We start from the raw sequence: 14,553 nt of genomic DNA, 5'->3' as shown, positions 1-14,553 counted from the left end.
GCGCGGAACGTCATCCTGCAGGTCCCACCATGGTGCGGTAGATCGACCAACGGCAGTTGACCCCTGTCGACGAGGACGGTATCGCTCATGAAAATACCCTCCGCCTTCAGGTTTCACCTCGCGCGCAGCACGGGTGAAACCCCATTGGTGACGGGTAACAGGGCAACTCCCCGGCTGCCTTATCCCGACGGCTGGTACGCCGTGGCATTCCGCGACGAATTGCCTGCCGGCCGGGTGCTGACCCGGCACCTCACCGGCGAGGACGTCGTGCTGTACCGGACCCGGTCCGGCCTGGTGCGAGCGGTACGCCCGTTCTGCCCGCACCTGGGGGCCCATCTCGGCCACGGCGGACGGGTGGACGGGGAGAACATCGTCTGCCCGTTTCACCATTTCGCCTTCTCGCCCTCCGGCGACTGCGTCCGAACGGGGTGCGGCTCACCACCGCCCAAAGCCCGGCTCAGGCTGCTGGAGGTGCGCGAGACGGACGGCATCGTGCTGGTCTGGCACCATTCCCGCGGTCACCCGGCCGCATGGGAAGTGCGCTCCTCCAAGCCCGCGGAGTTCTGTCCGGCGGGGCACGTCTCCTACACGCTGGCCGACCACCCGCAGGACGTCATGGAGAACTCCGTCGATACCGCACACGGCCCTCCCATTCACGGCATGGCCATCGACATCAAGGGCCTCCGCTTTTCAGGGACCGTGATGGAAGCCGATCTGGCCACGACTCCGGCCAAGGGCTCTTCCGGGGGCTTCCTGGTATCTCATCAAGTCCACTACAGTCTGCGTCTTCAGGGGCTCGGCTGGCTGTTCGTCGACGCTCGCATTCCGCGGCTCCGCACCCACGTCCATTTCTGGGTCCTGCCGGTGCCCGTCGATCCGCTGCGCGTGGAGATCAGGCTCGCGGTGAACGTGGAGGAATGCCTGGGCCTCACCGCCCCGGGCCGCACGACCCGGCTGATCGGCAAAGTGCTCGCCCCGCTGATCGGTCTCGATATGGCGAAGGACTTCCCCGTGTGGCAGAACAAGGCGTACGTAGCCCATCCCAAACTGACCAAGGGGGACGGCCCCATCATGGAATACCGCCGCTGGGCCGGTCAGTTCTACAGCGAGCCGAGCCCCTGATCGATCGCCCGGAACGGAGGCACGGAGATGCGACGACTGAATCTGTTCTTCTGCCCGCTTCCCCTGCGGATCAGCCCCGATGCCGAGCGCGCCCGCGCCCATACCTGGGAATGGTGCCAGGAGACGGGCATGGCGGCCTCTCCGGAAGCGGCAGCCCTCTGGGACGCCTACCGGCTGGACCTCTGGGGCTCGTGCGTCTGGTGGTACTGCACCGGCGACCTGCTGGACCTCGTCACCGACTGGGGGACGTGGGGCGTCATGCTCGACGACGTCCTGGAAGTCCACGATCCCGAGCTCATCCGCGACACCGTCGACGAAATGAAGCAGATCTTCGACACCAATGACCCCGACGCGCCGGGTGCCTGCGCCGGGCCGTTCACCGTGGCCCTGTCCGACCTGTGGCGGCGCACCCAGGCCCACGGCATGTCAGTTCGCTGGCAGCGCCGCACCGCGAACCGGTTCAGTCGCTTCCTGGATTCGTACCTCCGCGACGCGGTCTACCGCCGTGACGGTGTCTGGCCCACGGTCGAGCACTACCTGGACGACCGGATCTGGTCGACCGCCGCCCTGGCCAACATGTGCTTCAACGACCTGGAGCACCGCTGCGAGCTCAGCGACGACATCGTCATGCACCCCGTCCTCCACGCCATGCAGCGCGCCACGGGCGACCACATCGCCCTCGTCAACGACATCACCGGCGTCCACCGCGAAGCCTCCTGGAACGACCACATCAACGTCGTTCCCCTCATCCAGCGCCAGTACCGGTGCACCCAGGAGGAGGCGATCGCCCGGGCCGTCACGATGGCCGACCAGCGCATGCACTCCTTCCTGGCCCTCGAGCGCGCGCTGCCCGACCTCTGCGCCCACCTCGACGTCACCCCCGAAGAACGCGAGTGCATCGGTCACCTGACCCGCGGGCTGCGCTCCTGGCTGAGCGGCAACATCGAGTACCACCTCATCTCGCCGCGCTACGAGGAGCGTCCCCGGCCTGCCAGCCGGCACACCGCCGCCTGGATGACCGATGCGCACCGCGTCCCCGCCCGTATCCCCGCCCCCGTCCCCGCCCGTGTCCCTCAGGGGCTCACCGCCAGCACCACGTAGGCCGCCAGGAGCGAGAGGTGTACGCCGCCCTGGAGCGGGGTGGCGCGGCCCGGGATCACCGTCAGGGTGCCTACGGCGACGGTGAGGGCGAGGAGCACCATGTGCGTCGCGCCGAGGCCGAGGAGGAGGGGGCCGTCCAGCCAGATCGAGGCCACCGCGACGGCGGGGATGGTGAGGCCGATGCTGGCCATGGCCGAGCCGAGGCCGAGGTTGAGGCTGGTCTGGACGCGGTCGCGGCGGGCGGCGCGCAGGGCGGCGATCGTCTCGGGGAGCAGCACCAGCAGGGCAATGACGACGCCGACGACGGAGGCGGGGAGGCCGGCGGCGGCCACGCCGGACTCGATGGTCGGGGAGACTCCCTTGGCCAGGCCGACGACCGACACCAGGGCGACGGCGAGCAGTCCGAGGCTGGTCAGGGCGGTCCGGGCCGTGGGCGGCTCGGCGTGGTCGTCGGTGTCGATGACCTCGCCCTGGGCGGTCACCGGGAGGAAGTAGTCGCGGTGCCGTACGGTCTGGGTCGCCACGAACAGGCCGTAGAGGAGGAGCGAGGCGACGGCGGCGAAGACGAGCTGGGCCGGGGAGAACTGCGGGCCGGGGGTGCTGGTGGTGAAGGTCGGCAGGGCCAGGCTCAGTCCGGCGAGCGTCGCCACGGTGGCGAAGGCGGCGCCGGTGCCTTCCGCGTTGAAGACGGCCACGCGGCGCCGGAGGGCGCACACGAGGAGGGAGAGCCCGACGATGCCGTTACAGGTGATCATGACTGCGGCGAAGACGGTGTCGCGGGCCAGGGAGGCGCTCTTGTCGCCGCCGTCGGCCATGAGCGTGACGATGAGGGCCACTTCGATGACCGTCACCGCGACGGCGAGGACGAGCGACCCGAAGGGTTCGCCGACCCGGTGCGCGATCACCTCCGCGTGGTGCACGGCGGCGAGCACGGCGCCGGCCAGGCAGCAGCTCACCAGGGCCACCGTTCCGGCGGACAGTGACCGCCCCCAGGTCAGGGCCAGGACGACGGCGGCGAGCGCCGGCACGAGGGCGGGCCAGCGCGCAGCAAGGAAGTGGAGCCGAGAGTTCATACGGAAAGCTTCGCAGATTGACGGCGATGTCCCATTTACTGGAGATTTCGCACCCGCCGCCTCGGCCGGCCGTCCTCGCCCTTGCCCAGTCCGCGGCTGGTAGGACTGGGCAAGGGCAGCGTGCCGCTGTCATGAAGGATCTTCGCCGTCCGATGATCCGAGAAACGCCCGTCACCCGGACGGGTGCGCAAACTCCCTCCATCGGGGAGCGCACGACGAGATGGAGGCCACCCGACCCGGGTGGCCTCCATCTCGTTCACTGTGGAGCTAAGGAGAATTGAACTCCTGACCTCCTGCATGCCATGCAGGCGCTCTACCAACTGAGCTATAGCCCCTTGTTCAGCTGTTCAGTTGTTCATCTGTTCCGCTTTTCGCCCGGTTTCCCCGGCGACATCGGCAATATTACACGACGGCGACCGACCCGTTGACTCCGGTTTTCGCCCCGTGCCAGATTCTGCGCAACATCGCGCGAGCCGGAGTCGAGCCAGGAGTGTGGCACCCATGACGTCGCCCGAGCAGCCGTCGTCCCGATCCCCCCTCGCCCCGGAACGCCGGACGATCGAGGTGGTCCCGGACGCCGAGCGGCACGGCGCCCCGCACAGCCAGTTCACCCTCTGGTTCGGCGCGAGCATGCAGATCACCGCCGTCGTCGACGGCGCCTTGGCGGTCGTCTTCGGCGCCGACGCACTGTGGGCGATCCCGGCGCTGCTCGTGGGCAACGTCCTCGGCGGGGTGGTGATGGCTCTGCACTCCGCCCAGGGCCCGCGGCTCGGGATCCCCCAGATGATTTCGAGCCGCGCACAGTTCGGCGTCCTCGGCGCAGTGGTGCCGCTCGTGATGGTGATCCTCATGTACCTGGGCTTCGCGGCGACCGGCTCCGTACTGGCCGGGCAGGCCGTCCGCAGGATCCTGCACCTGCCCGGCACGACCCCCGGAATCCTCGTCTTCGGCGTGCTGACCGCCGTCGTCGCCCTGGCCGGATACCGCCTCATCCACCTCGCGGGCCGGATCGCGACCGTCGTCGGCAGCATCGGTCTCGGCTATCTCCTCGTCGCCGTGTTCACCCGGTACGACGTCGGCGCGCACGTCGGCCGGCAGCCCTTCGACGCCGCGACGTTCCTGCTCGCCGTCTCGCTCGGCGCCGGCTGGCAACTCACCTTCGGCCCCTACGTGGCCGACTATTCGCGCTACCTGCCCCGTACCACCAGCGCCCGGGCGGCCTTCTGGTCGACCTTCTCGGGCAGCGTCCTCGGGGCGCAGTGGGCCATGAGCCTGGGAGCCCTGATCGCCGCCGTGGCCGGCGAGTCCTTCCTGTCCGACCAGGTCGGGTTCGTCGGCGAGCTGGCGGGGCCGGCGGCCGTCGGGTTCCTCGTCCACCTGGTGGTGCTGGTGGGCAAGCTCACCGTCAACTGCCTCAATGCGTACGGCGGTTTCATGTCGATCCTGACGACGGTGACCGCGTTCGACGGCCGGTCCAGGATCACGCCGGCCGCCCGCGCGCTGTACATCACCGCGTTCACGGCGGCGGCCACCGTCGTCGCGGTCGCGGCGAGCGCGGACTTCCTGGACAACTTCAAGAATTTCGTCCTGCTGCTGCTCATGGTGTTCACGCCCTGGAGCGCCATCAACCTGACCGACTACTACCTGGTTTCGCGCGAACGCGTCGACATCCCCGCGCTGTACGACCCGGACGGCCGCTACGGGCGCTGGAACGTCCCCGCACTGAGCAGCTACGCCCTCGGCGTCCTCGCCCAGATCCCCTTCCTGGCCCAGAAGCTCTACACCGGTCCGCTGACGGAACGGCTCGGCGGTGCGGACGTCTCCTGGATCGTGGGGCTGGTCTTCACCGCGGCCGTCTACCTTCCCTGGGCCCGGCACACCGCCGACCCGCCCGCCGAGACCGTCCACCCGGCGGCGGACGAACCGGAGGACGAGCCGGAGGACAAGCCGGAGGACGACAGCGACAGCGACAGCAACCGTCGCAACCCGGCCACCGCCGAGAACTGAGCCATTCGCACACACGCCCTAACGCCGCCGGGGGCGACACCACCGATGTGGCAGCTGTGCAGGGAGGTCACCGAGAAGGTAAGCAGTACTCATGCCCCTTCCGCGCAGTGTGCCCGGATTCGGCCGGTGGTGGCACACCGGCCGGTCCCTGGTCGCCGTGCCGCTGGGGCTCATCGCTCTGGTGATGTTCGTCGACCTCCTGACACCCCCTGACATCCACCTGGGCCCCCTTCTGGTCGCCGCGCCGGCGATCAGCGCGGCCATCGGCGGACCCGTGCTCACGGCCGTCATCGGGGCCCTCGCCGTGACGGCCCAGGTCGTGATCGGCATCTTCCACGGCGGCCTGGAGACCCCGAACCACCAGGCCCAGATCGCCGCACTGCTGCTCATCTCCGTCTTCCTGGTCCTCTTCCGCCGCGCCCGCGAGCAGCGCGAGCAGGAGCTGAGCCAGGCCCGCTGGGTGGCGGAGGTGGCCCAGCGCGTACTGCTGCGGCCGGTCCCGACGCGTCTGGGTCCCCTGCGGATCGCCTCGATGTACGTGGCGGCCGAGGCGGAGGCCCGGATCGGTGGCGACCTGTACGCCGCCGCGCGGACCGTGCACGGCACGCGCGTGATGATCGGCGACGTGCGCGGCAAGGGCCTCCCGACGATCGGGGACGCCGCCTCCCTGCTCGGCGCCTTCCGCGCGGCGGCCCACCGCAACCCCCCGCTGCCGCGGCTGGTCGCGCACCTGCAGAACGCCACGTACTGGGACATGGCAGAGCCCGCCGACGACCGGACGACCGGCGAGGGCTTCATCACCGCCGCGGTCCTGGACATCCCGGACGACCAGCCGGTGCTCCGGCTCATCAACTGCGGACACCCTCCCCCGCTCGTGCTGAGCGACGGCAAGGTCACCACCCTGACCGTGGCCGACCCCGCGCTGCCGCTCGGCCTGGCGGGCGGCCTGACGGAGGACGACTACGAGTCCGAGTCGTTCCCCTACCGCGCGGGCGACGTCCTCCTGCTCTACACCGACGGCGTCATCGAGACCCGTGACGCCGGCGGAGGCTTCTACCCGCTGGCCGACCGGGTCGCCGCCTGGCAGGAGACCGACCCGGACCGGCTCGTCCAGCGCCTCCACCGCGACCTGCTCGCGTACGCGGGAGGGGCGATGGCCGACGACGTCGCCGTGATGGCCCTCGAACGCCTTCCCCGCGAAGACCCGCAGGACTCCGCGTGACGCCCACCCTTGAGGAAGGGGCTCGCTCCTCACGGGACCGGCCGACCGGCCGACCGACCGCTCAGCCACCCGCCAGCGCTGTGCACGTGGAGGGTGCCTTCGCGCAACGCCCCGGTCCTGGGGCGCAGTTCATGCAGGTGCAGGACGGCGCGGAGGACGGTCTCGCCGCCGGACATCCGGCCCACGGTGCGGTCCGGTCCGAAGCCGCCGAGCCCGAGCGCCCCGGGTCGCGAGGGCCCGTTCCTCGCTCGCGTCTCCGGCTTCAGCCGCAGCAGAGTGGACTTGCCGGTGCCGTTGGTGCCGACGAGCCCGGCGCTCGGCGGCGCGGCAACGACCGCCGCCGAAGGCCCACCTTCATCGTCCGCCGCTGGTCAGGGCATGATTCCGACCGTGTATGAGGATGACGATGCGAACGGCCGCGGGTGGGCGCGCTACACATTGACCGATACCGAGCACGGCCACGTCTGGGGCACCTGTGACGAGGTGGAGGGCCTGTTCGGGGAGTTCCAGCGCGGGACGTACGAACTGTTCGGCTGGGTTCCGGAGGGACCCGAGGTACGCGACTGGGTCGGCAACAGGGTGTGGCTGGTGCCGGAGGACGAGGAGCTTGACGCCTGGCTCCTCGAAGACGTGGAGCGCCTTGACGTGGAGAGCCCCGGTCGGCGCCCCGGGGCGAACGGTCTGGTGCTCACCGGCCAGGACGACTACGAGGGCCCGCCGGAGGGCTACCGGGGCACCGTCCGGGTGCACGACGGGCACCGGTGGCTGGGTTCCTGCCGGGAGTTCACCCGCGTCCTGACACCCGAGCAAGCGGCGCCCCTGCTCGTCCTGCGCGGGCTCGCAGCGGGGGAAGAACTGCGGCGGGTACTGGCGACAGGGACTCGGCGGGCACTGGATCTGGACGAGACCGCCCTGGAGATACGGGACGACCGGGGTGAGCCACTCACTGATCGGCTGCTGTGGCCCACCGTTCGCGATTGGCGGCCGTCCGCCCTCGGAACGGATCTGATCGACCTGGAGCTGGACTGCAGCAGCCTCTACCCGCCCATCCCGGAACACGCCCGGCCGATCCGGGACCGGTGGCTCGCCGGGCCGCCGAACAGCCCCGGCGCCTGGGTCGGCCTCGACAGCCGGCAACGCCTGGCATGGCTGGACATCGTCCGGGAACGAGGCTGCCGACTCAAGCGTCAGGACCGGCCGGCCCACCACGCATACGAGCTCGACGGCCGGCACATCACCGACGACCCGGGCCTCTACCTCGCGCTGGGCGAGGCGGTGAACGGGCCGGGCGGCTACTTCGGTGGTTGCCTGAGCGCCCTCGACGACTGCCTGCGCGGCACCTTCGGCTACACGGCCCCGGCAACCCTGCTCTGGCGCGACGCCGCGACCGCGCGCGAGCACCTGTCCCACGCCCTCACGCCGGACGGCCGGCCCTACGACCTGTTCGCCGAAGTCCTCGACTCCCTCGCCGAGGGCGGGATGCACGTCACCCTGGCCTGATCCCGGGCCGCCGGGCCTTTCAGCAGCCGGCCCGGCGGCGCCGGTGGCAGGCGTACGTCACGGCCGGCGCCAACGGCCCCCACAGAGGGCACGACCTCGCCCCAGGGCTGGACCACACCACGACGGAGACACACCGGGAACTTCGGGTGTTGCGCTCACGCTCGCTGCCATGCGATCACTCTTCCGCCTGCTCGCCACGTTAGGGATCACGCGCGAGGGCGGTCCGGCTCCGCCGTGCGGTGGAGTGCGGCGGGTGCGTTGCGGCGCCCACCGACGGCAGCGAACACACCGCAGGTCACTGCCGCCAGTACGGCTCCCGCAGCGAGGAGTACGGGCATGCTCCACCAGCGGGAGAGCAGGGCGAGGGCGTACGGAACGAGCATGCCGAGGTAGGCCGCCGTCCAGAACAGCGACGTCACCATGGCCAGCCGCGCCGGCGGTGCGGCCGCGGCCGCCTCGGTCAGCCCGAAGGACAGCGCGAAACCGTAACCGGCCCCCAGGACGGCCGCCGCGACGAGTGCGAGAGCCGGCTGCGCTGCCGCCGCCGCAGGGACGGCGAGGGCGAGCCCTACGGTGATCGCGCCGAGCCCGGCCGACGCGGTGGCGAAGCGGTTCCGTACGGCCAGGCGGCGGGCCAGGGGCTGGACGAGCAGGCCGCAGCCGGGGACGACGGCGGTGGCGATGCCCGCGTAGACGGTGCGCCAGCCGGTCAGTCCGTCGTCGACCAGCCCGGGCAGGGTGGCGAAGCCGATGGCCGGGGCGGCAAAGACCCAGGGGGCCAGGGGCAGTACGGCACGGCGGAAGCGGGACCAGTCGACGGCGCCATCAGGGGCGGCGGCATCAGCCCCGTGACCGGCCGCTGCAGCCCGCCCGTCCCGCGCAGCCGGCCGGCGGGTCTCCGGTGCCCGGTACGCGATCGCCCAGGCGAGTGCCGCCAGGACGACATGGGGAACGTAGGCCGTCGCCATCGGGTACGGCAGCCACTGGGCGATCAGCGCGGCCACCAGGCCACCCGAGGCGAAGCCCGCCGAGACGAACAGGCCCGGGCGCCGGGCCGCCGCCCCCGGTACCCCTTCCGGAGCGTAGGGCGGGCAGGACAGCTCCTTGACCCAGGCGCTTCCGGCGGCCAGCAGAGCGCCGGCGCTGATGCCGGTCAGGAAGCGGCCGGGCAGCAGCCACGCCGTGGCGGCCGAACCGGCCATCAAGAGGCAGGTGGAGAGCAGGTTGACGGCGAGGGCGGTCAGCGCCACCGGCCGGCGCCCGCGCCGGTCGGCCAGCGGTCCGCCGATCAGCAGGCCCGGGATCAGGCCGACGACGTACAGCGCGAACAGGCCGGTGACCGCGGACTCGGACAGGCCGAGCTCGGAGCGGTAGGCACCCAGCAGGGCGGAGAACTGGTTGGCGCTCCAGCCGGAGGCCGTCATCATCCAGCCCGTTCGCATCCACCCGGACCGCATCCACCTGGACCGCGGCCGGCCGGTGCGCGGCCGGCCGGTGCGCATCCCACCCGCCCGCGCCCGTGCGCGGTGCCGGGGCGGCGGGCTCGTCCCGGCGGGGTCGGTGGGCGGGAGGGCAACGGAACCACCGGGGTCGCCGGGGATGCCAACGGCGCCAGGGGTACCGGGGGGACCAGCGGTTGCCTCAGGGGTGCCAACGGCACCAGCGGCGTCAGGGGCGGTGTGCTCGACAGGAATACTCACGTCCGCCAGTCCTACGGGCCTCCGCCCCGCCCCCGCCGCCCGCATTCACGATTTGTGAATACACATGCGAACCGGGCGGCGGAGGTGTCTATCGTGGCCGTCATGGATCTCCGTCTGCTGGCGTCCTTCCTGGCGGTGGTCGAGGAAGGACACTTCGCGCGGGCAGCCGCACGGCTCTTCCTCTCCCCGCCCGCCGTCACCCAGCACGTCCGGCGGCTGGAGAGCGACCTCGGCACGCGCCTGCTCCACCGCAACCCCGTCTCCCCCACGCCCGCCGGCGAGCGGCTGGCCGGCCACGCCCGTACGCTGCTCGCCGCCGCGAACGCCGCGCTCGACGACGTGGCCGAGGCCGCTCAGGCCGCGCCCGCCGCCGAACGACCGCTCCGCGTAGGCATCATGGGCCACGGCTCGGCGGAGCTGACTCCCGCCTCGATCAACGCCTTCCGGCGGGCCCGCCCCCACGTCCCCGTCGAGCTGCGGCAGCTCGACTTCACCGAGCACGTCTCCGCGCTCGTCGAGGACCGCGTGGACGTCGCCTTCGTCCGGCCCACCCCGGCCGACGAGCGGATCACCGCGGACGCCATGACGACCGAGCAGCGCATCGTGGCGGTACCGGAGTCGTCGCCGCTGGCGGACGCCCGTGACACCGGCGCCCTGCTCGCGGACATCGCCGACCTGCCGTTCTTCACGGTCCCCGGCCACACGCCCCGCACCTTCACCGACTACCTGTACTTCGACTGCGCGGCCCGGCGCCGCAGCCCGCACGTGGCGCTGACGCCGCAGGAGGTCCTCACCGGCGTGGTCACCGGGCGCGCGGCCGGCTCCGGGCTGAAGTCGTTCGCCCGCTACTACGCATGGCCGGGCGCGGTCTTCGTCCCGGTGCTCGACGCCCCTCACGAGAGCAGCTACCTGGCCGTTCGCGCCCGGGACCGCAACCCCGAGGTGCAGATCTTCCGCGCGCTGGCCCTGGCGCTGGCACGGGAAATGGGGCCACGGATCAGCGCGTGAGGGACACGTCGGCGTCCGTCGTGTGTGCCCTGGTCACGGACCCTGGTTGCGGCGGGGTAGGAGGGATCACAGACTGGAAGTGAGGCACGTGGAGCCACCGCGGTCCGACTCCGCGTCGCCCCTGTGAGCTGTGAGCGCGAGGACGCGCGACTGGGCGCGAAGGGGCGGATGAAGGGGCGAATACGGTGGAGAACCGACTGCAGATCCTCCTGTCCGAGGAGGGGACGGAAGCCGAGCACGTCGAGAAGCTGACCGGCTACCTCCGCCGGGAGCTGCTCCAGCTCGACGTGGACGACGTGACGTCCCTCCCGGCCGACGCAGAGGTGCCGCCGGGCGCGCGGGCCGTGGACGTCACCCAGGTGGGAGCCCTGCTGGTGACCTTGGGAACGTCCGCCACGGCGCTGCGCGAGGTCGTCGGCGTCGTGAGAGAGTGGTGGGGCCGCTGCCGGGATTCCCGGCCTTCGATGCGGCTGGCCCTCGGCGACGACGTCCTGGAGGTCTCCGAGGCGACACCGGAGCAGGTCACCGAGGCCTTCGACCTCTTCGTCCGCCGCCACTCCCCCGGTGCGGCGCCGTCCGGAGCAGCGTCGCCCGCTGAGGTGCCGACGGGCGAGGTGCCGAAGGGCGAGGTGCCGCCATGACGGAGTCCCGGTACGCGCTGATCATCGCCAACGACAGCTACCAGGACCAAGGACTCCGACAGCTGATGTCCCCGGCCCAGGACGCCGAGGCGCTGGCGGACGTCCTTGGCGATCCGCGGATCGGCGGATTCGACGTCCAGATCGTGCGGAACGAGCCTTCGCACGCCATCTCCATGCGACTCGACGACTTCTTCGCCGACCGGCGGCCGGGCGACACCCTCGTGGTCCACTTCTCCTGCCACGGGCTCAAGAGCGAGTCCGGCGAACTGTACTTCGCGGCCAGCAACACGCTGCCCCGGCGCCTGGCCTCCACCGCCGTGCCGGCCGACTTCGTACGCCTCTGCATGTCCTGCACCCGCGCCCGCAGCATCGCCCTCTTCCTGGACTGCTGCTACGGCGGCGCCTTCCCCCAGGGCGCGGTCGCCCGCGCCGCCGGCGACGTCAACGTCCTGGAGTCCTTCGCGGGCGAGAAGCTCGGCGGCGGGCGCGGCTGGGCCGTCATCACCGCCTCCAACTCCATGGAGTACGCCTTCGAAGGCGCCGAGCTCACGCAGACGGCCGGCCCGCGGCCCTCGGTGTTCACCAGCGCGCTCGTCTCCGGCCTCGCCACCGGAGAGGCCGACCTGGACGAGGACGGCCGGATCTCCCTCGACGAGCTGTACGAGTACGTCTTCGACCGCGTACGGCAGGAGAACCCGAACCAGACCCCCAGCCGCAGCGTCGACATGCAGGGAGACCTGTACCTGGCGCGCAGCCAACGGCGGCGGATCGCCCCCTCCCCCGTTCCGGACGACGTACAGGCCGCGATGCGCAGCCCCGACATCTACACCCGCCGCGGGGCCATCGCCGAACTGCGGGCCCGCATGGAGAACCCCGACCTGTCCGTCGCCGTGGGAGCCCGCGAGGCCCTGGCGGAGATCGCGCGCAAGGACATCCGGGCCGTGGCCGACGAAGCCGGCCGCGCCCTGAGCGAGGTGACCGTCAACCCGTACCCGACCCGGCTGGACTTCGGCCCGGTGCGGCGGGGTGCGCCGCCGCCACACCAGCAGGTGCGGCTCCTCGGGCCGCCGCTGGCCCGCAGTTGCGCCGCGCACCCCAAGACGGACTGGCTACGGGCCGCGGAGACCCCCGACGGGCTCGACATCAGCGTCGACACCTCCGCGGGGCCGGGACGTCTCAGCGGTGACATCGTGCTCAAGGGCGCCGTCGGGGAAGGGCTGGTCCACGTGGAGGCGGAGGTCCTGCCGGCGGCCGAGGGGCGGGCGCCGGTGTCCCCGGAGGGTCCGACGGCGGTGGTGCCGGCGGCGGGCAAGCCACCACCCGCCCGCGTACGACCGCCGGTCCCGCCACCGCCTGCGGCCCACCGGCCGATACCGACGCGCACCCCGGTCGCACAAACGCCGGGCAGGCAGGCGCCGGGCAGGCGGGAGCCGGTCGCCCACAAACCAAGCACGCACGAACCGAGCACGCCCGCGCCGCCCCGCAAGCCGCCCCCAACGGCCGGACCCCCAGCAACAGCCGCCGCCGCTGCTGCAGGCCCCGCCCCACGAGCAACGCACCGCCCTGCGCAGCGCCCCACGCAGCGTCCCACCCCACAAACAACCCCTGCCCGCACCCAACGCGCCCCCGCCCTGGCGGCCGTCTCCCTTGGCCTGTCCGTCGCCTCACTGATCACGCTCGTCCTGGCCGCGGTGGCGGCGATCGATGCAGTGGAGACCCGGGTGTACATCCCCGGGGCGTCCCTTGAGGTGGGAGTCGTCCGTGCCGGGATGATGGAACCGCTCATCATCTCCCTGATCACGGCAATACTGGCGCTGGTCGTCGTATCGGTCGCCCGGAACAGCCTCGGATCGTCGGCAGCGTCGGAAACGAACTACGCGGAAGGCCCGGCCCACGCCACCAGAGTCCTCACGCGGACGGCCAAATGCATCGCCATCCCGTCGCTGGTCCTGGCCGTCCTGATCCTCCTCGTGTACCTCGTCGCGAGGATTTACGCCTGAGTCGGCCCGTTATCGTCGCCGGGGCGCCCCGTGGCAGCAGCGGCTCGGGTGAGCTTGCAGGCGGGCGACAGGAAGCATCACCTGCCTCACGCCGGGGCAGGACCACCCCATGGTCGCGATACCGAACGACATCCGCGCGAGGATCGAAGCGCCGCACATCTGGTACGTCGCCACGGTCAACCCCGACGGCTCGCCGCACGTGAGCCCCATGTGGCTGGGGCTCGAAGGGGACTTGCTGCTGTTCAACACGTCCATCGGACGGATCAAGGAACGCAACCTCCGCCGCGAGCCGCGCGTGTGCCTCTCCCACGCGGACCCGGCGGACGCCTACGACCGCGTACAGATCCGCGGCCGCGCCGTCCACTTCGTGGAGGGCCCGGAAGCGGACCGGAACATGGACCGGCTGGCGCGTCGTTACGTGGGCACCGAGCGATTCGAGTGGGGCGTCCCGGGCGAACAGCGCGTCGTCGTCCTGATCGAGCCGTCCCGCATTCACCGCGTGAAGGGCGTCGAGCCATTGCCGCCCGGCGCACCGGGAGCAGATGGCGCGTCGCCGCCCGTCAGTCCCATGCGTTGAACAGCAGGCCGCCCAGCGCGGTGATGCCGTAGTAACGGACATCGCGCCACTCACTCTTGGTGAGCGCGGAAGTGTCCACGGCGGAGAGCGGCGCAACAAGCTGCTCGCGTTCGAGAACCACGAACCCCGCGTGAGCGAATACGTGGGCCCACGGCGGCGGCGCGAGGAACTCCTGGTCGTACCAATCCCTGCGCTCCTGGGCGAACGCGATCCAGGGGTGATGGGCGTGGCAGAGAACGACGGTCTCGCCCTCGCCTGTGCCGTCGAGGATCGACGCGGAATGGAACGTGCGAGGGTAGGCCCGCTCCTCCACCTCGCCGACTGTCCCACCCGCGAGGCGGGCTGCCTCATACAGAGCGGTGCGGAATCCCCGCAAATCGGTATCGGGAAGCGGGCCTTCCGCAGACCGGAAGAACCCCGTCGCACCCCGCGGCAGTATGAAAGACGCGCTCTCGCTGTTGCCCATACCCTCATCATGCCTAGAGCTACGGCCCTCTGACGGATACCTGCAGCGTCGGAGCGGTCACCTCTCCTGGATTCATGACGCGGTGAGTGCAGGGCGGACGGCCGCAGTCGGCGGGTGTGTTCACCCGTGAGAGGGA

12 protein-coding genes and 1 tRNA gene are annotated in these 14,553 nt (G+C 71.4%); 9 read left to right on the top strand and 4 right to left on the bottom strand.

Annotation, left to right across the window (positions count from 1 at the left end):
* Nucleotides 1–87 precede the first annotated feature (87 nt).
* Both AS857_RS12085 and AS857_RS12080 read left to right on the top strand, forming a co-directional pair.
* Nucleotides 88–1,122, top strand: a complete 1,035-nt coding sequence (locus AS857_RS12085) for a Rieske 2Fe-2S domain-containing protein (RefSeq protein WP_079110264.1) — start codon at nucleotides 88–90, stop codon at nucleotides 1,120–1,122.
* A 27-nt stretch (nucleotides 1,123–1,149) separates the two neighbouring features.
* Nucleotides 1,150–2,223 (top strand): terpene synthase family protein, encoded by a 1,074-nt coding sequence (locus AS857_RS12080; RefSeq protein ID WP_107105560.1) that lies wholly within the window; start codon nucleotides 1,150–1,152, stop codon nucleotides 2,221–2,223.
* Here the strand turns inward: AS857_RS12080 and AS857_RS12075 are convergent.
* Both AS857_RS12075 and AS857_RS12070 read right to left on the bottom strand, forming a co-directional pair.
* Nucleotides 2,196–3,296: a calcium:cation antiporter gene (locus AS857_RS12075; RefSeq protein WP_058043106.1), complete on the bottom strand. Its 1,101-nt coding sequence runs from the start codon at nucleotides 3,294–3,296 to the stop codon at nucleotides 2,196–2,198. The genes AS857_RS12080 and AS857_RS12075 overlap by 28 nt on opposite strands.
* A 262-nt stretch (nucleotides 3,297–3,558) precedes the next feature.
* Nucleotides 3,559–3,631 (bottom strand) — tRNA-Ala (locus AS857_RS12070).
* Between the two features lie 166 nt (nucleotides 3,632–3,797).
* On the opposite strand from AS857_RS12070, the gene AS857_RS12065 reads away from it, so the two are divergent.
* The 3 genes from AS857_RS12065 to AS857_RS12055 all read left to right on the top strand — a co-directional run bounded on the left by AS857_RS12065 (nucleotide 3,798) and on the right by AS857_RS12055 (nucleotide 8,025).
* Complete coding sequence (locus AS857_RS12065) at nucleotides 3,798–5,303, top strand: purine-cytosine permease family protein (protein ID WP_079110263.1); 1,506 nt, start codon at nucleotides 3,798–3,800, stop codon at nucleotides 5,301–5,303.
* Nucleotides 5,304–5,394: 91 nt separating this feature from the next.
* Nucleotides 5,395–6,525: a PP2C family protein-serine/threonine phosphatase gene (locus AS857_RS12060; RefSeq protein ID WP_058043105.1), complete on the top strand. Its 1,131-nt coding sequence runs from the start codon at nucleotides 5,395–5,397 to the stop codon at nucleotides 6,523–6,525.
* A 378-nt stretch (nucleotides 6,526–6,903) separates the two neighbouring features.
* Nucleotides 6,904–8,025, top strand: coding sequence for a barstar family protein (locus AS857_RS12055; RefSeq protein ID WP_058043104.1), 1,122 nt, complete (start codon nucleotides 6,904–6,906; stop codon nucleotides 8,023–8,025).
* 206 nt (nucleotides 8,026–8,231) lie between these two features.
* On the opposite strand, the gene AS857_RS12050 is transcribed toward AS857_RS12055, so the two are convergent.
* Nucleotides 8,232–9,467, bottom strand: coding sequence for an MFS transporter (locus tag AS857_RS12050; RefSeq protein WP_245699790.1), 1,236 nt, complete (start codon nucleotides 9,465–9,467; stop codon nucleotides 8,232–8,234).
* Between the two features lie 360 nt (nucleotides 9,468–9,827).
* Here AS857_RS12050 and AS857_RS12045 point away from each other — a divergent pair, with 360 nt between their 5' ends.
* The 4 genes from AS857_RS12045 to AS857_RS12030 all read left to right on the top strand — a co-directional run bounded on the left by AS857_RS12045 (nucleotide 9,828) and on the right by AS857_RS12030 (nucleotide 13,951).
* Nucleotides 9,828–10,733 (top strand): LysR family transcriptional regulator, encoded by a 906-nt coding sequence (locus tag AS857_RS12045; RefSeq protein ID WP_058044092.1) that lies wholly within the window; start codon nucleotides 9,828–9,830, stop codon nucleotides 10,731–10,733.
* A 185-nt stretch (nucleotides 10,734–10,918) separates the two neighbouring features.
* Entirely contained in the window at nucleotides 10,919–11,374 is a 456-nt protein-coding gene (locus AS857_RS12040; protein ID WP_063804232.1) for a hypothetical protein, read from the top strand.
* Nucleotides 11,371–13,374, top strand: coding sequence for a caspase family protein (locus AS857_RS12035; RefSeq protein ID WP_058043102.1), 2,004 nt, complete (start codon nucleotides 11,371–11,373; stop codon nucleotides 13,372–13,374). Before AS857_RS12040 ends, AS857_RS12035 begins: the two co-directional genes overlap by 4 nt.
* Before the next feature lie 109 nt (nucleotides 13,375–13,483).
* Nucleotides 13,484–13,951: a PPOX class F420-dependent oxidoreductase gene (locus AS857_RS12030; protein ID WP_058043101.1), complete on the top strand. Its 468-nt coding sequence runs from the start codon at nucleotides 13,484–13,486 to the stop codon at nucleotides 13,949–13,951.
* Here AS857_RS12030 and AS857_RS12025 read toward each other — a convergent pair.
* Nucleotides 13,935–14,417: a hypothetical protein gene (locus AS857_RS12025; RefSeq protein ID WP_058043100.1), complete on the bottom strand. Its 483-nt coding sequence runs from the start codon at nucleotides 14,415–14,417 to the stop codon at nucleotides 13,935–13,937. The genes AS857_RS12030 and AS857_RS12025 overlap by 17 nt on opposite strands.
* Nucleotides 14,418–14,553: the final 136 nt, after the last annotated feature.

Source organism: Streptomyces roseifaciens (assembly GCF_001445655.1).
In the GTDB taxonomy this organism is placed as follows: domain Bacteria; phylum Actinomycetota; class Actinomycetes; order Streptomycetales; family Streptomycetaceae; genus Streptomyces; species Streptomyces aureoversilis.
This window is presented reverse-complemented; position numbering and strand designations above follow the sequence as displayed.

Coding starts and splice junctions, on each gene's coding strand:
- AS857_RS12085 (WP_079110264.1), top strand. CDS start 88: ATGAAAATACCCTCCGCCTTCAGGTTTCACCTCGCGCGCAGCACGGGT.
- AS857_RS12080 (WP_107105560.1), top strand. CDS start 1,150: ATGCGACGACTGAATCTGTTCTTCTGCCCGCTTCCCCTGCGGATCAGC.
- AS857_RS12075 (WP_058043106.1), bottom strand. CDS start 3,296: ATGAACTCTCGGCTCCACTTCCTTGCTGCGCGCTGGCCCGCCCTCGTG.
- AS857_RS12065 (WP_079110263.1), top strand. CDS start 3,798: ATGACGTCGCCCGAGCAGCCGTCGTCCCGATCCCCCCTCGCCCCGGAA.
- AS857_RS12060 (WP_058043105.1), top strand. CDS start 5,395: ATGCCCCTTCCGCGCAGTGTGCCCGGATTCGGCCGGTGGTGGCACACC.
- AS857_RS12055 (WP_058043104.1), top strand. CDS start 6,904: ATGATTCCGACCGTGTATGAGGATGACGATGCGAACGGCCGCGGGTGG.
- AS857_RS12050 (WP_245699790.1), bottom strand. CDS start 9,467: ATGCGAACGGGCTGGATGATGACGGCCTCCGGCTGGAGCGCCAACCAG.
- AS857_RS12045 (WP_058044092.1), top strand. CDS start 9,828: ATGGATCTCCGTCTGCTGGCGTCCTTCCTGGCGGTGGTCGAGGAAGGA.
- AS857_RS12035 (WP_058043102.1), top strand. CDS start 11,371: ATGACGGAGTCCCGGTACGCGCTGATCATCGCCAACGACAGCTACCAG.
- AS857_RS12030 (WP_058043101.1), top strand. CDS start 13,484: ATGGTCGCGATACCGAACGACATCCGCGCGAGGATCGAAGCGCCGCAC.
- AS857_RS12025 (WP_058043100.1), bottom strand. CDS start 14,417: ATGGGCAACAGCGAGAGCGCGTCTTTCATACTGCCGCGGGGTGCGACG.